The sequence below is a fragment of the Streptomyces sp. NPDC001515 genome, assembly GCF_053597115.1.
The window spans coordinates 74,342-94,953 of sequence record NZ_JBSFHN010000031.1 but is presented as its reverse complement, the minus strand read 5'-3'; the positions used below and the strand labels follow the sequence as shown (position 1 = coordinate 94,953).

16 protein-coding genes and 3 tRNA genes are annotated in these 20,612 nt (G+C 72.3%); 12 read left to right on the top strand and 7 right to left on the bottom strand.

From position 1 onward, the window contains the following. Window positions 1-60 precede the first annotated feature (60 nt). From ACWCXC_RS28440 to ACWCXC_RS28420, 5 genes are all read left to right on the top strand, one after another. On the top strand, window positions 61-2,280 hold the full coding sequence (locus tag ACWCXC_RS28440) for a DNA polymerase III subunit gamma and tau (RefSeq protein ID WP_450681776.1): 2,220 nt from the start codon (window positions 61-63) through the stop codon (window positions 2,278-2,280). 535 nt (window positions 2,281-2,815) lie between these two features. Continuing rightward, entirely contained in the window at window positions 2,816-4,066 is a 1,251-nt protein-coding gene (gene purD, locus ACWCXC_RS28435; protein ID WP_450681777.1) for a phosphoribosylamine--glycine ligase, read from the top strand. Window positions 4,067-4,333: 267 nt separating this feature from the next. Further along, window positions 4,334-6,133, top strand: coding sequence for a hypothetical protein (locus tag ACWCXC_RS28430; RefSeq protein WP_450890911.1), 1,800 nt, complete (start codon window positions 4,334-4,336; stop codon window positions 6,131-6,133). 180 nt (window positions 6,134-6,313) lie between these two features. Further along, entirely contained in the window at window positions 6,314-7,765 is a 1,452-nt protein-coding gene (locus ACWCXC_RS28425) for a N,N-dimethylformamidase beta subunit family domain-containing protein (protein ID WP_450681779.1), read from the top strand. A gap of 103 nt (window positions 7,766-7,868) precedes the next feature. Next, window positions 7,869-8,783, top strand: a complete 915-nt coding sequence (locus ACWCXC_RS28420) for a phosphoribosylaminoimidazolesuccinocarboxamide synthase (RefSeq protein WP_450890910.1) — start codon at window positions 7,869-7,871, stop codon at window positions 8,781-8,783. Window positions 8,784-8,839: 56 nt separating this feature from the next. On the opposite strand, the gene ACWCXC_RS28415 is transcribed toward ACWCXC_RS28420, so the two are convergent. The 4 genes from ACWCXC_RS28415 to ACWCXC_RS28400 form a co-directional block, all read right to left on the bottom strand. After that, window positions 8,840-8,912 (bottom strand) — tRNA-Gly (locus ACWCXC_RS28415). A 158-nt stretch (window positions 8,913-9,070) separates the two neighbouring features. After that, window positions 9,071-9,143, bottom strand: a tRNA-Gly gene (locus ACWCXC_RS28410). 80 nt (window positions 9,144-9,223) lie between these two features. Then, a tRNA-Gly gene (locus ACWCXC_RS28405) sits at window positions 9,224-9,295 on the bottom strand. A gap of 166 nt (window positions 9,296-9,461) precedes the next feature. Then, entirely contained in the window at window positions 9,462-9,797 is a 336-nt protein-coding gene (locus tag ACWCXC_RS28400) for a histone-like nucleoid-structuring protein Lsr2 (protein WP_450681781.1), read from the bottom strand. 383 nt (window positions 9,798-10,180) lie between these two features. On the opposite strand from ACWCXC_RS28400, the gene purS reads away from it, so the two are divergent. From purS to ACWCXC_RS28375, 5 genes are all read left to right on the top strand, one after another. Next, a complete protein-coding gene (purS, locus tag ACWCXC_RS28395) occupies window positions 10,181-10,441 on the top strand; it encodes a phosphoribosylformylglycinamidine synthase subunit PurS (RefSeq protein ID WP_383631957.1) in 261 nt (86 codons plus the stop codon). Continuing rightward, window positions 10,438-11,118, top strand: coding sequence for a phosphoribosylformylglycinamidine synthase subunit PurQ (purQ, locus tag ACWCXC_RS28390; RefSeq protein ID WP_450681782.1), 681 nt, complete (start codon window positions 10,438-10,440; stop codon window positions 11,116-11,118). The genes purS and purQ overlap by 4 nt, the downstream gene beginning before the upstream one ends. Next, complete coding sequence (gene purL / locus ACWCXC_RS28385; protein WP_450681783.1) at window positions 11,115-13,364, top strand: phosphoribosylformylglycinamidine synthase subunit PurL; 2,250 nt, start codon at window positions 11,115-11,117, stop codon at window positions 13,362-13,364. Before purQ ends, purL begins: the two co-directional genes overlap by 4 nt. Before the next feature lie 129 nt (window positions 13,365-13,493). Further along, complete coding sequence (locus ACWCXC_RS28380; RefSeq protein WP_450890909.1) at window positions 13,494-14,030, top strand: helix-turn-helix domain-containing protein; 537 nt, start codon at window positions 13,494-13,496, stop codon at window positions 14,028-14,030. A gap of 88 nt (window positions 14,031-14,118) precedes the next feature. After that, entirely contained in the window at window positions 14,119-15,147 is a 1,029-nt protein-coding gene (locus tag ACWCXC_RS28375; protein ID WP_450890908.1) for a M23 family metallopeptidase, read from the top strand. Here the strand turns inward: ACWCXC_RS28375 and ACWCXC_RS28370 are convergent. Further along, the gene (locus ACWCXC_RS28370) at window positions 15,135-16,730 is read right to left on the bottom strand and encodes an MFS transporter (RefSeq protein ID WP_450681786.1); all 1,596 of its coding nucleotides are present in this window, start codon (window positions 16,728-16,730) and stop codon (window positions 15,135-15,137) included. The genes ACWCXC_RS28375 and ACWCXC_RS28370 overlap by 13 nt on opposite strands. A 118-nt stretch (window positions 16,731-16,848) precedes the next feature. Here ACWCXC_RS28370 and ACWCXC_RS28365 point away from each other — a divergent pair, with 118 nt between their 5' ends. Together ACWCXC_RS28365 and ACWCXC_RS28360 are read left to right on the top strand one after the other, a co-directional pair. Then, on the top strand, window positions 16,849-17,487 hold the full coding sequence (locus ACWCXC_RS28365) for a TetR/AcrR family transcriptional regulator (protein ID WP_450681787.1): 639 nt from the start codon (window positions 16,849-16,851) through the stop codon (window positions 17,485-17,487). A 68-nt stretch (window positions 17,488-17,555) separates the two neighbouring features. After that, complete coding sequence (locus ACWCXC_RS28360; protein ID WP_450890907.1) at window positions 17,556-18,356, top strand: sterol carrier family protein; 801 nt, start codon at window positions 17,556-17,558, stop codon at window positions 18,354-18,356. Window positions 18,357-18,558: 202 nt separating this feature from the next. Here the strand turns inward: ACWCXC_RS28360 and ACWCXC_RS28355 are convergent, their stop codons facing one another. After that, the gene (locus ACWCXC_RS28355; RefSeq protein ID WP_450681789.1) at window positions 18,559-20,013 is read right to left on the bottom strand and encodes a sulfatase family protein; all 1,455 of its coding nucleotides are present in this window, start codon (window positions 20,011-20,013) and stop codon (window positions 18,559-18,561) included. Between the two features lie 432 nt (window positions 20,014-20,445). After that, the gene (locus ACWCXC_RS28350) at window positions 20,446-20,538 is read right to left on the bottom strand and encodes a putative leader peptide (protein WP_365397685.1); all 93 of its coding nucleotides are present in this window, start codon (window positions 20,536-20,538) and stop codon (window positions 20,446-20,448) included. Window positions 20,539-20,612: the final 74 nt, after the last annotated feature.

Below are 20,612 nucleotides of genomic sequence, written 5' to 3'. Positions count from 1 at the left end.
TCCGAGGCCCGGCGTGCGGTCCGGGGCCCGTTGTCAGTCGGTCCCGATAACCTCGTAGGTGTGTCGTCCCTTGCGCTGTACCGCCGCTACCGCCCCGAGTCGTTCGCCGAGGTCATCGGTCAGGAGCATGTCACTGACCCGCTCCAGCAGGCCCTGCGGAACAACCGGGTCAATCACGCGTACCTGTTCAGCGGGCCGCGCGGCTGTGGCAAGACGACCAGTGCGCGCATCCTCGCCCGCTGTCTGAACTGCGAGCAGGGGCCGACGCCGACCCCCTGCGGGGAGTGCCAGTCCTGCCGGGACCTCGCGCGCAACGGGCCGGGGTCGATCGATGTGATCGAGATCGACGCCGCGTCGCACGGTGGTGTGGACGACGCCCGTGATCTGCGGGAGAAGGCGTTCTTCGGACCCGCCTCCAGTCGTTACAAGATCTACATCATCGACGAGGCGCACATGGTCACGTCGGCGGGGTTCAACGCCCTGCTGAAGGTGGTCGAGGAGCCTCCGGAGCACCTCAAGTTCATTTTCGCGACCACCGAGCCGGAGAAGGTCATCGGCACGATCCGGTCGCGCACCCATCACTACCCGTTCCGCCTCGTGCCTCCGGGCACGCTGCGCGAGTACCTCGCGGACGTCTGCGACCGGGAGAACAGCCCCGTCGAGGACGGGGTCCTCCCGCTGGTCGTGCGGGCCGGCGCCGGCTCCGTACGTGACTCGATGTCGGTCATGGACCAGCTGCTGGCCGGCGCGGGCGACGAGGGTGTGACGTACGCCATGGCGACGTCTCTGCTCGGTTATACGGACGGCTCCCTGCTCGACTCGATCGTGGACGCGTTCGCGGCGGGCGACGGGGCCGCGGCCTTCGAGGTCGTGGACCGGGTGATCGAGGGCGGCAACGACCCCCGCCGCTTCGTGGCCGACCTCCTGGAGCGGCTGCGCGACCTCGTGATCCTCGCCGCCGTGCCCGACGCCGGGGAGAAGGGCCTCATCGACGCACCGGCCGACGTGGTCGAGCGGATGACGGCCCAGGCGTCCGTCTTCGGCGCCGCCGAGCTGAGCCGCGCCGCCGACCTGGTCAACGAAGGGCTGACGGAGATGCGCGGGGCGACCTCGCCGCGTCTCCAGGTCGAGCTGATCTGCGCCCGGGTGCTGCTCCCGGCCGCCTTCGACGACGAGCGTTCCCTGCAGGCCAGGCTCGACCGCCTGGAGCGGGGTGCCTCCTTCGCCACCACCGGCCCCGGGCCCGCGATGGGGTACGTCCCCGGACCCGAGGCCCTGGCCCACGCACCCGCCCCGGCCGCACCGCAGCACCACGCTGCCGCCGCCCCCGGCTCCGCCCCCATGGGGCACCCGGACCCCGGATCCGGCCCCGCCGCCGCACGCGCCGCAGCCCGCGGCGACGCCCCCGCCCCGGCACAGGCCGCCCCGGCCCAGGCGACCCCGCCGCCCCCGGCCACCGCCCCCGTGCAGCCGCCGCCCGCCCAGGCGCCCGCCGCGCAGCGGCCCGGGGCCTGGCCCACCGCTGCCGCCGCACCCGAGCAGGGCCGCAGGCCCGGAGGCTGGCCGACCGCCGCCGCCCCGGGGCAGGCCCCCGCGCCCCAGGCCGCTCCCGCCCCGGCGGCCCCCGCGCCCACGGCGTCCGCCCCCGCTCCCGCAGCCGCGCCCGCTCCCGGGATGACCCAGGGCGCCGGACAGGTGCGCGCCATGTGGCCGGACATCCTGGAGGCGGTCAAGGGCCGCCGCCGTTTCACGTGGATCCTCCTCAGCCAGAACGCGCAGGTCACCGGCTTCGACGGCACCACCCTGCAGATCGGCTTCCTCAACGCGGGAGCCCGGGACAACTTCGCGAGCAGCGGCAGCGAGGAGGTCCTGAAGCAGGCCCTCGCCGAGCGGTTCAACGCCCAGTGGAAGATCGAGGCGATCGTCGACCCGTCCGGCGGCGCCGGACAGCCCCCGCAGACCGGAGGCGGCCGGCCCTCCGCGCCCCCGCAGCCGCCGCCCGCCGCCGCGCCCCAGCGCCAGGCGCCCCCGCCGCCCCAGCAGTCCTACGAGCCCCGCCCGTCCGCCCCCGAAGGCCCCAGGCCCACCGCGGGCGGCCCCGCCCCGGAGCCCGGCCCTCCGGCGTACTCCTCCGCCCCCGAACCGCCCCGCGCGGTCGCCCCCGAGGACGACACCCCCGAGGCCGACGACCCGGACCTCGTCGACTCCGCCCTCTCCGGCCACGACCTGATCGTCCGCGAACTGGGCGCCACGGTCGTCGAGGAGTACACGAACGAGTAGGGCGCCCGCGCCCGCAGAGGGCGCCGTGCCGCACGGCACGACGTTACGGCCGCCTGCGGACGGCCCCCGCGCCCGCAGAGGGCGCCGGCCGGCCCCGGACACCGCCCGACCTCCCGGGCGGCCCCCGTGACCCCGGCCGCCGTTCAGGGTGGCCGCGGGCCCCCGGCCGCTCAGGTGGCCATGTGACCCCACCCCCTGTCCAGGGCGGCCCCGTCCCCCACCCCCCGTTCAGGGCGGTCCGCGTGACCCCCGTCCCTGCCCAGGGCGGGCCGCGTGACCCCCACCCCTACCCAAGGCGGCCACGTCCCCCACCCAGGGTGGCCCCGTCCCCCCACCTCCCATTCAGGGCGGGCCGCGTGACCCCCATCTCCTACCCAAGGTGGCCACGTCCCCTACCCAAGGTGGCCACGTCCCCTACCCAAGGTGGCCACGTCCCCCCACCTCCCCGTTCAGGGCGGGCCGCGTGACCCCCACCCCCTGTCCACGGACCGGCACCCGTCAAGGCCCCCGCCGCCCGGCGGCTAGGCTGCACCCCGTGAAGGTCCTCGTCATCGGCGGCGGCGCCCGCGAACACGCCCTGTGCCGCTCTCTGTCCCTCGACCCCGAGGTCACCGCTCTGTACTGCGCTCCCGGCAACGCCGGCATCGCGGAGGTGGCCGAACTGCACCCGGTCGACGCCCTCGACGGCGCCGCCGTCGCGAGCCTCGCGATGAAGCTGGGCGCCGGACTGGTGGTCGTCGGCCCGGAGGCGCCGCTGGTCGCCGGGGTCGCCGACGCCGTGCGCGCGGCCGGCATCCCGTGCTTCGGCCCGTCCGGCAAGGCGGCCCGGCTGGAAGGGTCCAAGGCGTTCGCGAAGGACGTCATGGCCGGTGCCGGCGTTCCGACCGCCCGGAGCTACGTCTGCACGACGCCCGCGGAGATCGACACCGCGCTGGACGCCTTCGGCGCCCCGTACGTGGTGAAGGACGACGGCCTCGCCGCCGGGAAGGGCGTCGTCGTCACGGACGACATCGAGGCCGCCCGCGCCCACGCGCTGGCCTGCGACCGCGTGGTCATCGAGGAGTACCTCGACGGCCCCGAGGTGAGCCTCTTCGCGATCACCGACGGCACCACCGTGCTGCCGCTCCAGCCCGCCCAGGACTTCAAGCGCGCCCTCGACGGCGACGAGGGTCCGAACACCGGCGGCATGGGTGCCTACTCCCCGCTGCCCTGGGCCGACCCGAAGCTGGTCGACGAGGTCATGGAGACGGTGCTCCAGCCCACGGTCGACGAGCTGCGCCGCCGGGGCACGCCGTTCTCGGGTCTGCTGTACGCGGGTCTGGCGATCACCTCGCGCGGTGTGCGGGTCATCGAGTTCAACGCCCGTTTCGGGGACCCGGAGACCCAGGTGGTCCTGGCCCGGCTGAAGACTCCGCTGGCCGCTGTCCTGCTGGGGTCCGCGAACGGCACCCTGGACGAGCTGCCCGCGCTGAAGTGGCGCGACGAGGCCGCCGTCACCGTGGTCATCGCCTCGCACAACTACCCGGGTACGCCGCGCACGGGTGATCCGATCGACGGGCTCGACGAGGTCGCGGCGCAGGATGCCCCGCACGCGTACGTCCTGCACGCCGGGACCCGGCTCGACGGCGGGACGGTCGTCAGCGCGGGCGGGCGGGTGCTGTCCGTGACCGCGACCGCCAAGGACCTGGCGGGCGCCCGTGAGCGCGCGTACGCCGCCGTGGCCCGGATCCGGCTCGACGGTTCCCAGTTCCGTACCGACATCGCGAAGAAGGCCGCGGAGGCCTGATCCGCTCCGTGCCGGGACCCGCTCCCGACCCCCTGACCACCACTGACGCGCTGCTGCCCCATGGGCGGCGGCGCGTCAGCACCTTTGCCCAAAGCCATTCCATCGAGTGACGGCTGAGCCATCCGGATGACGGTCGCCGAAGCCCCAACTAGGGTGCGGCGCAAGCGTTCCGGCACTTGGCCCACCGGCATTGCGATGTCAGTGACGGGTGCCACAGTGGGGGAGTGAGCAACACCGCCGTGGGGGCAGAGGGGGTGACGTCCGGCCGTGTCCGGTACCGGTACAGGTGAGGAGCTGGGTGCGCAGGCAGCGCGCACCCGTGCGCTCGCCCTGCTGCGCATCCGCAGCAGGGCGACGGCAGCGGCTCTGCTGCCGGCCGCGTGCGCCGTGGTGCTGTTCGCCGCCGGCGCGCAGGGCTTCGCGGAGGGCGGCGGCTGGGACGCGGCCCGCTGGGCGGTGGCGGCCTGCGCCGTCGTCGTCCTGCTGGTCGCCGCGGCCGTCGTGTTCGCGGTCGTCCGCGCGAAACCCGCCATCAGCCCCACGGTCCCGCTCAGCGAGGCGGCCGCCCCCGATCTCTACCGGCTGGTCCGCGATCTGGCGGAGCGGCTGGGGGTGCCCGCGCCCTCGGCGATAGCCCTCACGCCCGACTGCGACAGTTGGCTGGAAGACCGCACCCACCCGGCGGCCGGGCAGACCGTACGGGACGCCTCCGGAGCCTCCGGGGCCGGTGCGGCCAGCTCGTCCGGTGTGGCCAGCTCGTCCGGTGCGTCCGGTGTGGCCAGCTCGTCAGGTGCGTCCGGTGCGTCCGGTGCGGACCGGCGGACGGGGCTCCGGCGCAGGACGCAGGCCGCGCCCGTGCTGGTCATCGGATCGCCGTTCCTGTGGTGGATGCGGGTCGCCGAGCTGCGGGCGGTGCTCGCGCCGGTCGTCGCGGGCACCGGCCCCTCCGCCCACCCCGACATAGCCGCGGCCCGCCGCTTCGTGCGCGGTCTCGACGGTGCCGTGGCCGACGCCGCCATGCCCTCCCAGGGGCCGCTGGGCGCCCTTCTGCGCCTTCCGCGCCTGCTGATCGGCCGGATCGCCCGGCTGCTGCTGCGCAGCTGCCGGAGCCATGCGGCGGAGATGGAGCGCGGGGTCGCCGCCGCCGCGTCGACGCGCGCCCAGGCCGTGGACTACGGGCTGCGGATCGTCGCGCAGGAGCAGGTCGGTCTGGCCTACGCAGGCTGGGACCGGCTCCTCACCCGTGTCGCCCTTCCCGCCTGGCGGATGGGGCGCTGGCCCTCGCGGCTGGACGTGGGCGTGGTCTCGGCGCTCACGGAGCTGTCCCGGCGCGACCGGCTGGCCGAGGGGTTCGCCTCCCGGCTCGGCGAGCGCCCCGCCTGCGACCTCCTGGAGGAGCCCGGCGCGGCCGACGAGGCGGCCTCGCTGCTGGCCGCCCGGCTGTTCCACGGCGGCCCGGCGGAGAGCGGGCCCGACTGGTCCCCGGTGGACTGGCAGGCGTATCCGGACGAGGTCGTGGACCGGAAGTGGCGCAGCGAGGCCGCCCGGCTGCACCGGGTCCTGGACGCCATGGGCGTGCCTCCGGCGGCCGGTTCCGGTTCCGACCCGGTCTGCGCGGGTGTGCCGACGCTGGCGCGCGTGGTGGAGCATCTGTCCGGCGGTGGCAGCGGTGAGGAGCTCGCGGCCGGAATCAGCGCGGCCGTGGCCCGGGACGAGGCCCGTGCGCCCCGTCCCGCCGCCGGTGCGGGACCGGGCGGGGGCGCCGGGGCGCTGGACCCCTGGGGTCCGGATCCGCTTCCGCTTCTGCCGCTCCAGCCGCCCCGTACGGGCACGGAGCTGCTGGCCGACCACGTCGCGGCGATGGTCTGCTGCGCGGCGGTCGACACGGCGGGCGCGCGGCCGGGGCTGGACTGGCTGGACGGGCCCGCGCTGCTCGTGGACGGCGAGCGCCGGTCGGATCTCGGCAGCCCGGTGCTCAGCCTCGTCGAGGACGGCGACGCGGGACCGCTGCGGTCCTGGCTGACTTCGGTCGGTGTGCGTACCGACAAGCCCGTGCGTCTCGTCTGAAACACCGCTGGATGGACGGTTGTTGGCGTCTATGGACCCGAATATCCGGAATAACAGCTTCCGTTCACGTCAATTCGCGACGAACGGTGACGGAGTGCGTGCGTTATGTGATGTGCTGGGGACCGGCGCTGACAGTCGGCGCACCAGTGTTGTTCCGGGGGCCACAGGGAGGGATGCGTCATGGGGGCGGAGAACATTCGCCGTTGGGAATCCGGCGCCCTCGCGCACGCCGTAAGCGATCCTTTCGGCCAAGGACCGCTCCCCTGGCTGCGCGGCAGTGAGAACTACTTCGACGACACCGGGCAGGTCGTCCCCTGGTACGCCGACCCCACGCTCCCGCGCGGCGGCACCCGGACCGCCGACGACGTCCGGCGCCAGATCAAGGGCTTCATCTCGACCGGAGCCGCGGCCCCCGGCGAGGCGATCGACTTCCACATCACCGTGGACCCGCCCCAGCAGTTCTCCGTGGACATCTACCGGATCGGCCACTACGGCGGCGACGGCGCCGCCAAGATCACCACGAGCCCGCGGCTCTCCGGCATCGTCCAGCCGCCCCCGCTCACGGCCGACCGCACCGTCTCCTGCCACCACTGGTGGCAGTCCTGGCGCCTCCAGATCCCCTCGTACTGGTCGATCGGCGCGTACGTCGCGGTCCTCACCACGGCCGACGGGCACCGTTCCCACATTCCGTTCACGGTCCGCGACGACCACCCGGCCGATCTGCTGCTGGTGCTCCCGGACATCACCTGGCAGGCGTACAACCTCTACCCGGAGGACGGCCGGACCGGTGCCAGCCTGTACCACGCCTGGGACGAGCAGGGCCTGCTGCTCGGCGAGGAGGACGCGGCGGTCACCGTCTCCTTCGACCGCCCGTACGCGGGAGCCGGCCTGCCGCTCCACGTCGGCCACGCCTACGACTTCATCCGCTGGGCCGAGCGCTACGGCTACGACCTCGCCTACGCCGACACCCGGGATCTGCACGCCGGCCGCGTCGACCCCACCCGCTACCGGGGGCTGGTCTTCCCCGGCCACGACGAGTACTGGTCGGTGCCCATGCGCCGTACCGCCGAACGCGCCCGCGACCACGGCACGTCCCTCGTCTTCCTCTCCGCCAACACCATGTACTGGCAGGTCAGTCTGGCGCCGTCCGCGTCCGGAGTCCCCGACCGGCTGCTCACCTGCCGCAAGCGCCGGGGCCCCGGAAAGCCCGCGCTCTGGCGGGAGATCGACCGCCCGGAGCAGCAACTGCTCGGCATCCAGTACGCGGGCCGGGTCCCCGACCCCCATCCGCTCGTCGTGCGGAACGCGGAGCACTGGCTCTGGGACGCGACCGGTGCCGTGGAGGGCGACGCGATAGAGGGCCTGGTCGCCGGGGAGGCCGACCGCTACTTCCCGCGCACCTCGCTCCCCGAGCACGACAACCGCATCCTCCTCGCGCACTCGCCGTACCAGGACGGCGAGGGAGTCACCCGCCACCAGGAGACCTCGCTCTACCGGGCCCCGTCCGGCGCGCTGGTCTTCGCCTCCGGCACCTTCGCCTGGTCCCCGGCGCTCGACCGGCCCGGCCATGTCGATCCCCGCATCCAGCGCGCCACGGCCAACCTCCTCGACCGCATCTGCAAGCGCGCCTGAGGAAGCGGACGGCCGGTCCCGGACGCGTACCCCCTCCGCAGCCGCCCCCGCCCGGATACGGGACAATCGGAGCAGCTCCTGGATCAACCTACGCGGAGGCAGCGTGTCCGGATTTGTAGAAAAGCCCGAGCCCGTGCAGGTGCCGGGGCTCACCCACCTGCACACGGGCAAGGTGCGCGACCTGTACCGGAACGAGGCGGGTGACCTCGTCATGGTCGCCAGCGACCGGATCTCCGCGTACGACTGGGTCCTGCCCACCGAGATCCCCGACAAGGGCCGGGTCCTCACCCAGCTCTCCCTGTGGTGGTTCGACCAGCTCGCCGACCTCGTTCCGAACCACGTCCTGTCCACGGAGCTGCCCCCCGGCGCCCCGGCGGACTGGGCCGGCCGCATCACGGTCTGCCGCTCGCTGCGGATGGTCCCCGTCGAGTGCGTGGCCCGCGGCTATCTGACGGGCTCCGGACTGGCGGAGTACCAGGTCTCCCGCACCGTTTGCGGCCTCGCCCTCCCCGAGGGGCTGTCCGACGGCTCCGAACTGCCGGAGCCGATCTTCACCCCGGCCACCAAGGCGGCCGTCGGTGACCACGACGAGAACGTCAGTTACGAGGAAGTCGCCCGCCAGGTCGGCGAGGAGACCGCCGCCGCACTGCGCGCCACCACGCTCGCCGTGTACGGCCGGGCCCGTGACATCGCCCGCGAGCGCGGGATCGTCCTCGCGGACACCAAGTTCGAGTTCGGCTTCGCGCCCACCGCCGACGGCGGCGAGGAGCTGATCATCGCGGACGAGGTCCTCACCCCGGACTCCTCCCGCTTCTGGCCGGCCGCGTCCTGGGAGCCGGGCCGCGCCCAGCCGTCCTACGACAAGCAGTTCGTCCGCGACTGGCTGACCTCGCCGGCCTCCGGCTGGGACCGCAGGAGCGAGCAGCCGCCGCCGGCGCTGCCCCAGGAGATCGTGGACGCCACCCGCGCCAAGTACCTGGAAGCGTACGAACTCCTCACCGGTACGCCCTGGAAGTAGGCGCCGCACCACGAAGAAGCCCCCGGCCGAAAGGCCGGGGGCTTCTTGCTGAACCGAGCGGACGACCAGGTTCGAACTGGCGACCTCAACCTTGGCAAGGTTGCGCTCTACCAACTGAGCTACGTCCGCAAGCGCCGAAGCGCGATGCCTACTATACCCATTCTCGCGGGCGGGAGAAACACACTTCCCCGGTACGGGCCCGCATGTGGCCGCCCTCACAGCATTCGGAGATCGAAAACGGGGGCACGACAAAGGCCCCGGTCGAAATGACCGGGGCCTTTGAACTGAGCGGACGACCAGGTTCGAACTGGCGACCTCAACCTTGGCAAGGTTGCGCTCTACCAACTGAGCTACGTCCGCAGAGCAACCACTCGGCTTTCACCGGTGGAGCGAGCACTACTCTACCTGATCCACCGGAGTGGTCGTGAAGAGCGATGCAGAGCGGGTGACAGGAATTGCACACTGCGCCTTCCCCCTGGAAGGGGGATGTTCTGCTACTGAACTACACCCGCACGCTGCGTCGGACTCGGCTTTTCGGCCTTGCCCTTCGGCGTGCTCCAGACTCTAGCCGACCTGCGGGGGTGTCGCGCAAGTCGGCCCCCGAGGGGTGTCGCCCCGGGGGCCGCTGACGGAGGGTCCGGCGCGCGCGCCGGCGGATCGGGCGCGGCCTCGGCCGGCTCAACCGGCTTGCTGGAACGCCTCGTAGACCTTCTTCGGGATCCGGCCGCGGGCCGGCACCTCCATCCGGTGCGAGCGGGCCCAGGCGCGGACCGCCGCGGGATCGGGCGCGAGCGAGGTGTGCCGGTACGCGGCGGGGGCCTTGCCGTGCCGGGCCGCCTTCGTCTGCTTGCGGCCGGCGGCGACGTACGGCGCGAGCGCCTTGCGCAGTTTCTTCGCATTGGACGGATTCAGGTCGATCTCGTACGACGTGCCGTCCAGGGCGAAGGTGACCGTTTCCGCCGCTGCTCCCCCGTCGATGTCGTCGGAGAGGGTGACCACTACGCGCTGAGCCACGGATATCGGTCCTTTCCTACGGCATCCGTGCCTGACATGCGCGGATACCGGCCTTCCGGCTGTGAGCGCGGATACGGCCGACCGGTGCCGGCCGTTTAGGGGCAATGCCGCTTTCCCCGGTAATCATTTGTACAGCGATGGATGCCGCATTGTGAAGCCCGCGCAATTCGATGCGCGTGTCAAGGTGCTTTGTGTGGTGCTGCTGAGGATTTTCCTCCCAAGATTTTCCGTGGCCGTTGTTGTGTCCGATATCTCCGCGTGATCTTGGCCTGTGGATATCTACCCGCGTAGAATTTCTGGCCAGGTACGCTGAGTGGAGCCGCGGGGGTCTGGGGAACCCCCCGGAGAAACAGCCGCACCACACCACCACACCGGGAGTGCCAGTGGCACGCGTCGTAGTCGACGTCATGCTCAAGCCCGAGATCCTCGACCCGCAGGGGCAGGCTGTGCAGCGTGCACTGCCGCGCCTCGGCTTCGAGGGAATCGCGGACGTACGTCAGGGAAAGCGTTTCGAGCTGGAGGTCGAGGGGCCGGTCGACGACGCCGCCCTCGCCCGTATTCACGAGATGGCCGAGACGTTCCTCGCCAACACCGTGATCGAGGACTTCACCGTGAAGGTGGAGAGCGCCGAGGAGTCGAAGTGACCGCTCGTATCGGAGTCGTCACCTTTCCGGGCACGCTGGACGACCAGGACAGCCTCCGGGCCGTACGGGTCGCCGGCGCCGAACCCGTATCGCTGTGGCACCGCGACAAGGACCTGCACCAGGTCGACGCGGTCATCCTGGCGGGCGGATTCTCCTACGGCGACTATCTGCGGGCCGGAGCGATCTCCCGCTTCTCGCCGGTCATGGAGACCGTGATCGAGCAGGCGAAGGCGGGCATGCCGGTCCTCGGCATCTGCAACGGCTTCCAGGTCCTCACCGAGGCGCACCTGCTGCCCGGCGCGATGCTGCGCAACAACCACCTCCACTTCATCTGCCGCGACCAGAAGCTGCGCGTGGAGAACGCGGAGACCGCCTGGACCTCGGACTACGCCGCCGGCCAGGAGATCTCCGTACCGCTCAAGAACATGGACGGCCGGTACACCGCCGACGAGCGCACGCTCGACGAGCTGGAGGCGGAGGGCCGCGTCGCCTTCCGCTACCTGGACGTGAACCCCAACGGCTCGCTGCGCGACATCGCCGGCATCACCAATGCCGCGGGCAACGTCGTCGGTCTGATGCCGCACCCGGAGCACGCCGTGGAGCCGCTGATCGGCACCGGTCGTACCGACGGTCTCGGTTTCTTCACCTCGATCATCAAGAAGCTGGTCAACGCATGAGCCTGGACACGGTCAAGCACGCGGCCGAAACCCCGGACACCGCGCAGCCCTGGAAGGAGCTCGGCCTCAAGGAGGACGAGTACGCCCGGATCCGCGAGATCCTGGGCCGCCGTCCCACCGGCGCCGAGCTCGCCATGTACTCGGTGATGTGGTCCGAGCACTGCTCCTACAAGAGCAGCAAGGTCCACCTCAAGCAGTTCGGCGAGAAGGCCCCCGCCAACGACGCCATGCTCGTCGGCATCGGCGAGAACGCCGGTGTGGTCGACGTCGGCCAGGGGTACGCGGTCACCTTCAAGGTCGAGTCGCACAACCACCCCTCGTACATCGAGCCCTACCAGGGCGCGGCCACCGGCGTCGGCGGCATCGTCCGCGACATCCTCGCCATGGGTGCCCGCCCGATCGCGGTCGTGGACCCGTTGCGCTTCGGCGCGGCCGACCACCCCGACACCAAGCGCGTCCTGCCGGGCGTCGTCGCGGGCATCGGCGGCTACGGCAACTGCCTGGGCCTGCCGAACATCGGCGGCGAGGTCGTCTTCGACGCCTGCTACCAGGGCAACCCGCTGGTCAACGCCGGCTGCATCGGCGTGATGAAGCACGAGGACATCCACCTCGCGAAGGCATCCGGGCCGGGCAACAAGGTCATCCTGTACGGCGCCCGCACGGGCGGCGACGGTATCGGCGGCGTCTCGGTGCTGGCCTCCGAGACCTTCGAGTCGACCGGTCCGGCCAAGCGCCCGGCCGTCCAGGTCGGTGACCCGTTCCAGGAGAAGCTCCTCATCGAGTGCACCCTGGAGATCTTCAAGGAGAAGCTCGTCGCGGGCATCCAGGACCTCGGCGGTGCCGGGCTCTCCTGCGCCACGTCCGAGCTGGCCTCCGCGGGCTCCGGCGGCATGCGCGTCGAGCTGGACACCGTGCCGCTGCGCGACTCCTCCCTCTCGCCGGAGGAGATCCTCATGAGCGAGTCGCAGGAGCGCATGTGCGCGATCGTCGAGCCGCAGCACGTGGACCGCTTCCTGGAGATCTGCGAGAAGTGGGACGTCATCGCCACTGTCATCGGTGAGGTGACCGAGGGCTCCCAGCTGGAGATCTTCTGGCACGGCGAGCAGATCGTGGACGTTCCGCCGCGGTCCGTCGCCCACGAGGGCCCGACCTACCACCGGCCGTTCGCCCGGCCGTCCTGGCAGGACGCGCTCCAGGCCGACGACGCCGGCAAGCTGGCCCGCCCGGCGAACGGCGCCGAGCTGCGCGAGCAGGTCCTCAAGCTGGTCGGTTCGCCGAACCAGGCCTCGAAGTCCTGGATCACGGACCAGTACGACCGGTTCGTGCAGGGCAACACCGTGCTCGCGATGCCCGAGGACGCGGGCATGGTCCGCATCGACGAGGAGTCCAACCTCGGCGTGGCCATGGCGACCGACGGCAACGGCCGGTACGCGAAGCTCGACCCGTACACCGGCGCCCAGCTCGCGCTGGCCGAGTCGTACCGCAACGTCGCGGCCTCCGGTGCCAAGCCGCTGGCGATCTCGGACTGCCTGAACTTCGGTTCGCCCGAGGACCCGGACGTCATGTGGCAGTTCGCGGAGGCCACCCGTGGTCTCGCGGACGGCTGCCTGGAGCTGGGCACCCCGGTCACCGGCGGCAATGTGTCGCTGTACAACCAGACCGGCGAGACGGCGATCCACCCGACGCCGGTCGTGGCCGTGCTCGGCGTGATCGACGATGTGACCCGGCGCACGCCGGTCGCCTTCGCGGAAGAGGGGCAGCTCCTCTACCTGCTGGGCGAGACGCACGAGGAGTTCGGCGGCTCGGCCTGGTCCGAGGTCGTCCACAACCACCTCGGCGGCCTGCCGCCCAAGGTCGACCTGGGCCGCGAGAAGCTGCTCGGCGAGATCCTGATCTCGGCGTCCCGCGACGGCATGATCGACGCGGCGCACGACCTGTCCGACGGCGGTCTGGTCCAGGCGGTCACCGAGTCCTGCCTGCGCGGCGGGAAGGGTGCCCGGCTGGTCGTGCCGGACGGACTGGACGCCTTCACGTTCCTGTTCTCCGAGTCGGCGGGGCGCGCGGTCGTCTCGGTTCCGCGCAGCGAGGAGCTCCGCTTCACCGACATGTGCGGGGCGCGGGGACTGCCCGTGACCCGGATCGGTGTCGTGGACGGTGACGCCGTCGAGATCCAGGGCGAGTTCAGCATCCCGCTGAGCGAGCTGCGTACGGCGCACGAGGGGACGATCCCCGCACTGCTCGCCTAGGACGCCGACGGGGACGAGCCCCGTCACCCCTCACCGAAGCCCCCGCCGGGCCCGATCCGGCGGGGGCTTCGGCATGTCGTTTTGCGGAACCCCTTGACGGACATTACGTAATTACGTAACTCTTGAGGAATGGAGCTGGAAGAACGCGTCTCGGAGCTGGAGCGACGGCTTGAGGCCTTGGTGGGGGAGCGGCCCGAAGCGGCCCGGAAGCCGGTGGATGCCGATTTCTGGGCGCTGGAGGGGCTGAAGGAGGAGCTGTCGGAGGCCGGGGCGGCGGACGGCGGGGTGTTGTACACGGGCGCGGTGCGCCTGCCGACGGGCGAGCGCTACGAATGGCAGTACGGCGCGCTGACCACGCAGTTGCTGGCCTCCGGGCCCGAGGGGGAGGCGGAGGGCGGGGGGTCCGACTGGGCCGACGCGGCCGAGTCGTTCGCCGCGCTCGGGCACCCGGTGCGGCTGCGGCTGCTCCGGGAGATCCTCGGCGGCCGGCGTACGGCGGCGGAGCTGGCCGCGCTGGACGAGACCGGGACCACGGGCCAGATCTACCACCATCTGCGCCAGCTGACGGGCGCGGGCTGGCTCCGGACGAAGGGGCGGGGGAAGTACGAGGTTCCGGGGGCCCGTGTGGTGCCCCTGCTGGTGGTCCTCACGGCGGCCAAGCCGTGAGGAGCGCGCGAGCACGCTGAATCAGGGTCGCGACCGGGGGCCGACCGAGGACCGGAGCGATGACCAGACCGACTGTCAGGGGGATGTCATGTCTGTCCGCAAAACCGTCATGGTGCTGTACCGCGCCTGCGTGCTGATCTTCTTCGCCATGGTGCTGCTCCGGTTCATCGTCCACCCGTCGTATCCGTCCTGGCTGACCTGGACGCCGATGGCCGCCTCGGTGCTGCTCGTCCTGGCGGCGGGCCGCGGGGCGCGGGCGGCGAAGGCGGACCCGCCCCCGGCCGTCGAGGTCGAGGCTCCGGTGTCCGGGCTGTGGACCGCGCTGAACAGCCCGGCGAGCCGGGTGCCCAGCCACGGCATCCACACCTATGGGCAGACCTACGCGATCGACATCGTGGCGGAGCGACGGGAGGAGCCCCTCCTGCCGCTCCGGAAGGACGGCCGAGAGGCGGGGAGCGCGGACGGGGGAGCGGGTGGGACGCGTCCGAAGTTCCACGTGCTGTGGCCCCTCGCCCAGCGCAACCGCGACTTCCCGGCCTTCGGCGCCCCGCTGCTCGCGGTGGCGGACGGCACGGTGGTCCGCGCCTCGCACGTCCGGCGCGACCACCTCAGCCGGAACTCGCTGCTGGGGCTGCTCTATCTGATGGTGGTCGAGGCTTCGCTACGGGATGTGGTCGGACCCGGGGCCGTGGTGGGGAACCACGTGGTGCTGGATCTCGGCGACGGTACGTACGCGCTGTACGCGCATGTGCGGCACGGCTCGCTCCGGGTCCGGGTGGGCGACACCGTGCGGGCGGGACAGCAGCTGGCCGAGTGCGGGAACTCGGGGAATTCCACCGAACCGCATGTCCATTTCCAGTTGATGGACCATCCCGACCCCGATGTGGCGATAGGAATTCCGTTCACCTGGCGCGGAATAGGCGTGCCGGCCAACGGCCGGACGTTCACCGCCGGGAGGGCGACGAACGTGGACGGGGGCCGGGACCCGGGGGCCGGCCCCCGGGAGGCCGCCGGTGTCGATCGGGGCACGGACCCCGAGGGGGCCCTTGCGCCGGCCCTCGGACGGGAGCCGGCGGGGGAGTCGTCGCGGGAGGCGGGACCGGCTCAGGCGGGCTGACCCCGGGTGGCACCGGGGAGCCGGACGGCCAGGAGGAAGGCCACGGCCATCACGGCGGCGGCGCATCCGAAGACCAGATGGGTGGAGGTGGTGAACGCCTCCAGCGCCCGGCGGTGGGCGGATCCGGTGAGTCCGACGATGTCGCTGGTCGTGCCGCCCGGCCCCAGGGACGCGTACATCCTGCTGAGGAGGGTGCCGAAGACGGAGGCGCCGAGGGCGGTGCCGAGGGCCTGGAAGAAGCGGAGTCCCGTGGTGGCGACGCCCAGTCGGCCGGCGGGGACCGTGTGCTGGATCAGCTGGATGAGCTGGCCGACGAGCTGGCCGAAGCCGAGCCCCAGCAGGAGCATCGTGGCGCGGACCGTCCACGGGCCGGTGTCGGTGCCGAGGGTGGCCAGCAGGGCGAGGGCGGCCGAGGCGAAGGCGGCACCGCTGACGACGAAGGTCTTCTGCGACCAGCCCATGGCGACGAGGCGTCCCGAGGCGAGGCCGATGACGGTCATGCCGATCGCCATGGGGACGAGGAAGAGCCCGGCCGACGTCGCGGCCACACCGCGGACGACCTGGAGGTAGATCATGACGTAGACGATGGACCCCATCATCGCGACGCCGGCCAGCCCCTGGATGGCGAAGCCGTAGCGGACCGGGCGGATGGAGAACAGTCCGAGCGGCAGGATCGGCTCGGCCGCGGTGGACTGGCGGCGCAGGAAGAGGACGAGGGTGGCGACGGCGGCGGCCAGCAGCCCGATGATCTGCGGCGAGGACCAGGCGTAGTGCTGGCCGCCCCACTGGGCGACCAGGAGCAGCGCGGTGGAGAAGGAGGCGGCGAGCCCGGCGCCCAGGAAGTCGATCCGGTGACGGGAGGTGGCGGTGGGGGGATTCAGGACCACGGCGGCGGTGACCAGGACCGCCAGACCGACCGGCAGATTGACCAAGAAGATCCATCGCCATCCGGCGTGGTCGGCGAGGACACCGCCGAGCCAGGGGCCGATCGCCATGCCCGCGCCGGCGATGACTCCGCCGAGGTTGCCGCCCCGTCCCGGGCCCTTCCCGCTCGCCGCGTCCTCCGTGCCGATCTGGTGCAGCACCACCATGGTGATGCTCATCAGCCCGCCGCCGCCGATGCCCTGGAAGGCGCGGGCGGCGATGAGTTCGCCCATGGATCCGGCCGCCCCGCAGAGGGCGGAGCCGGTCAGGAAGGTGGCGAGCGCCCCGATGAGGACGCGCTTCGAGCCGAGGGTGTCGCAGAGCTTTCCGTAGAGGGGGAGCGCGGCGGTCGCGGCGAGTTGGTAGGCGGCGATGAGCCAGGGGATCCGGTCGACACCGTGGACGGGGTCGAGGTCGTGGACGATCGGCACGGTCGCCGAGGACACGATGTTCGAGTCCAGCACGGCCAGCAGGATCGTGACGACGCAGAGCACCAGCGCGACGGTCCGCCGGCGGGCGGAACCGGTCCGGGGGCCGGGGCCTTGGGGGCCGTGGGACGAGGCCGGGTACGTGGACCGGGCCGGGGGCGGGGTGGGGGGCGCGGTTCTGGCGGTGGTGCTCGCGGTGGTGGCGTCGGCGTCGGGTGTGGATGCGGGCATGGCGGGGCTCCCCTCAGGGGCGGCGGGTGCCGCTGTGGTCGGGTTCCACTCTCCCAATGAATCTATACCGGGTCAATGTTTCATCTGAGATTAAATTTCATCCTGGTACAGTGATGCCATGACCGAGGTGATGGGCCTGCGCGAACGCAAGAAGATCCAGACACGGCGACGCCTGCTCTCCGAGGCCACACGGCTGTTCGGTGAGCGCGGATTCGACGAGGTCTCGGTCGCGGAGATCGCCGAGGCCGCCGAGGTGTCGAAGATGACCGTCTTCAATTACTTCGGCAGCAAGGAGGACTTGGTCTTCGCGCCGATGGAGACGCACATCGGGGACGTCGCGGATGTCGTACGCCGCCGGGCGCCCGGTGAGTCGGTGGTGGTGGCGGTCCGGCGCCAGTTCATGGCCTCCATCGCGGAGCGCGATCCGGCGGTGGGGATGAGCGATGCGCCGGTGGCACTGGGGCTCGTCCGGCTGATCCAGCAGACGCCGTCGCTGATGGCCAGGGGACACGCCGTGTTCGTGCGGACCTTCGAGCTGCTCACCGAGGTCCTGGTCGAGGAGGGGGAGGACCCGGCCGTCGCCCGGATCGTGGCGACCCAGGTGATCGGCACGCGCAACGCGCTGATCACCGAGAACCACCGGCGGCTGCTGGCGGGGGAGTCGGCCGACGCGATGGCCGCCGACGCGACGGCGCTCGCGGAGCGCGGATTCGACCTGCTGGAGCGGGGCCTGGGCGACTTCGGGGCGCGGGCGTGACAGCGGGAGCGGCCTGCGGGGCCGACTGAGCGGGAGCCGGTGGGCGGGAAGGCCGTAGGCTCCGGTGCATGCCGCCGTCCCAGAAGCGCGCCCGCCGCTACGACCCTGCCAGGACCCGCACGGCGGTTCTGGCGCAGTTCGCCCATGTCCGGACCGCTGTAGGGGCGTTGACGCCCCGGCAGTTGGACGGGCCGAGCGGGCTCGGTGACTGGACGGTGCGTGAGCTGGCCGTCCATCTGACCATGGCCCTCTCGCACGTCTGCCGGACCCTGGAGCTGCCGGAGCCGGCGGTGGGGAAACCGGACGTGACCCTGGTGGAGTGGCCGTTCTCCACGGCGGCGCGGGCGGACGCGATCGCCGACGACACCGTAGCGATCGCGGCGGACCATCCGGACCTGGACGCGCTGTACGCGGAGGTGGCGCGGCGCTTCGAGGCCGCGATCTCCGGAGTGCCGGATGACCGGCTGCTGGCCACCCGGGTCGGCGCCATGCGGTTCGGGGACTTCCTCGTCACCCGCACCGTGGAACTGGTCGTCCACACCTACGACCTCAACGAGGCGGCGGGGCTCGGCATCCCCTACGACCGCCAGGCGCTCGCCGCGTGCACCCGGTTGCTGGCCGACGCCCTGGCGGAGAAGGCGCCGGGCGCATCCGTCGAGGTGCGGATCCCGCCCTTCGCGGTCGTCCAGTGCGTCCAGGGCCCCCGGCACACGCGGGGGACACCACCCAACGTGGTCGAGACCGATCCGCTCACCTGGATCCGCCTCGCCACCGGCCGGGCCCGCTGGGCGACGGAACGGGACGCCGCCAAGGTCAGCGCGAGCGGCGAGCGCGCCGACCTGGACGCGTTGCTGCCGTTGATGGGGTGATCCCGGGGGACAACGGGGGCCGGGGGCCCGGGGCAGGGGCTCCGGAGGGCCGGGCCCCCGGAGGGCCGGGCCCCCGGAGGGCTGGGGCCCGGACGCCTCGGGGGCCCCGAAGGTCCGGGTCCCCCGAGCTTCCCGGCCCCGAGCTGCCCGGATCCCGAGCTTCCCGGCCCCCGCGCTCCCCAGCCCCCAGGTCCGCTGACGATCAGGCCGTCTTCGGGTACGGGAGGAGTTGTGCGTTCGTGGATTCCCAGGCGGTGCGGAGGGAGGCGAGCAGTTCCGGTTCGGCGGCGGCGCGGTCGGCCTGTTCGCGCTGGTCCTGGGCCAGGTTGAAGAGCTGGTCGCTGCCGCCCTTGCCCCGGTAGTACTTCCAGTCGCCGCGCCGCAGCGCGCGCTCCCCGCGTACGCGCCAGAAGAGGTCGCGCTCCTTTGGGCGCTCACCGCGCAGCAGATAGCCGGCGAGGCTGATGCCGTCGAGCGGGTAGGCGGGATCGGGGCGGGCTCCGCCGAGTTCCAGCAGGGTGGCCGTCCAGTCGGGCGAGAACAGGGGCAGGTCGCTCACCTGGTTCGGGTCGATGCGGGCGGGCCAGCGCAGGACGGCCGGGACGCGGATGCCGCCCTCCTGGAGGGAGCTCTTGTTGCCGGAGAGCGGCCACTGGTACGAGAAGCGCTCGCCGCCGTTGTCGCTGGCGAAGAAGACGAGGGTGTCCTCCTCCTGGCCGGACCGCTTCAGCGCCTTGAGGACCTCACCGACCGACCGGTCCAGGTCCTCGACCATCTCCTTGTACTTGGCGAGCGAGCCGCCGTCCGCGTGGAACAGCCCGCCGAGGCCGCCCTGCTTGATCTTCCGGACGATCTCGGCGCTCTCTGCGGTGTCGCCCTCGGCTATCCAGGGCCAGTGCGGGGTGGTGAAGTTGAGGTTGAGGAGCCAGGGCGTGGAGTGGTCGCGCTGGACGTACTCGCTGGCGCGCTCGGTGAGGATGCGCGTGTAGTACCGCAGGTCCTTGTACTCGGCGTCGCCCTCGTACAGGTCGTACTCACCGCCCAGTCCGAGCTTCGAGTAGTACTCCAGCGCCCCGCCGAAGTTGCCGAAGAACTCGTCCCAGCCCGACTTGGTGGGGCTGTAGTCCGGCAGGTAGCCGCAGTGCCACTTGCCGATCAGCGCGGTCGCGTACCCGGCACCGCGCAGCAGCGAGGCGAGCGTGGGATGGGTGGGTTCGAGGCCGACGGACCGGTCCGCGATGGGTTCGGCGAGACCGCCCTTCGTACGCCCCGGATAGCGGCCGGTGTAGAGGCTGAACCGGGTCGGCGAGCAGGTGGCGGACCCGGCGTACGCGTCCGTGAACCGGACTCCCTGACGGCCGAGGCGGTCCAGGTTCGGGGTGCGGATGTCCGGCGCACCGTACGAGGAGAGGTCGGCCCAGCCGAGGTCGTCACCGAGGATGAACAGGATGTTGGGCCGCCGGGCGTGCCTGCCCCGGGCCGCGCGGAAGGGCTTCTCGTGGGCGTTCGGCCCGTGCTGCCCGGCCGGTGCGGCGGTGGCGGGGGCGGCGGAGAGGCCGACCGCCGCCGTGGCGGCCGTCGCGCCGACGGCCGTTCCGAAGGCGCGCCGCGTCAGGGGCTGGCGGGAAGGGGCGTTGTCCGGTTCCGAGGTAGGCATGTCTGCTCCGAGGCAGTGCGGGGCCCGCCGCCGTCGAGGGCGGCGCAGGCCGGAGGGGCCGGTCCGGGGTACGCACCCGGAACGGCAGGGCAGAAAGGCTCAGATCAGAGAGGGACGCGACGGGCGAGAGCGGGGCCGGTGCGGGGGCCGGTCGGCAGGACGCACCGCGAGGGCCCGGCCCACGGGGCCGGTCTGCCGGGAGAACGGCGGGCAGCCGAGCACGGGCAGCCGAGCGCGGACAGCAGAGCACGGCAGCCGAGCGGCCGGCCGGGTATGCACCCGGAGTACCACCGACCACGGACCACCGACCACCACGGGCCGCTGACCACGGACGACCACGGACGCCCACGGACCACGCGGGTTACGGGCTGCGAATGACCACCGATTGCGGCTCCGAGCCGCACGACACACCCCTCAGGCGCGCCGGTCGCGTCAGGCGCGGCGACAGAGGGCGCTCGACACACGTCCCAGATCGACGTGGCGGCGCTCCACGAGCGTGACCGTGCGGTCACCGAGGGGCTGCATGGGGGAGGAGCCTGCCAACGAGGCATGCCCGTGTCAACGACGGTCTCGCCCTTCGGACACTTCGTCCGCTCCTC

Excerpts from the sequence above, each read along its gene's own strand:
- ACWCXC_RS28365 (WP_450681787.1), top strand. The coding sequence starts at position 16,849 with ATGACCGAGGTGATGGGCCTGCGCGAACGCAAGAAGATCCAGACACGG.
- ACWCXC_RS28370 (WP_450681786.1), bottom strand. The coding sequence starts at position 16,730 with ATGCCCGCATCCACACCCGACGCCGACGCCACCACCGCGAGCACCACC.
- ACWCXC_RS28425 (WP_450681779.1), top strand. The coding sequence starts at position 6,314 with ATGGGGGCGGAGAACATTCGCCGTTGGGAATCCGGCGCCCTCGCGCAC.
- ACWCXC_RS28360 (WP_450890907.1), top strand. The coding sequence starts at position 17,556 with ATGCCGCCGTCCCAGAAGCGCGCCCGCCGCTACGACCCTGCCAGGACC.
- purL (WP_450681783.1), top strand. The coding sequence starts at position 11,115 with ATGAGCCTGGACACGGTCAAGCACGCGGCCGAAACCCCGGACACCGCG.
- ACWCXC_RS28355 (WP_450681789.1), bottom strand. The coding sequence starts at position 20,013 with ATGCCTACCTCGGAACCGGACAACGCCCCTTCCCGCCAGCCCCTGACG.
- ACWCXC_RS28375 (WP_450890908.1), top strand. The coding sequence starts at position 14,119 with ATGTCTGTCCGCAAAACCGTCATGGTGCTGTACCGCGCCTGCGTGCTG.
- ACWCXC_RS28380 (WP_450890909.1), top strand. The coding sequence starts at position 13,494 with ATGGAGCTGGAAGAACGCGTCTCGGAGCTGGAGCGACGGCTTGAGGCC.
- ACWCXC_RS28350 (WP_365397685.1), bottom strand. The coding sequence starts at position 20,538 with ATGCAGCCCCTCGGTGACCGCACGGTCACGCTCGTGGAGCGCCGCCAC.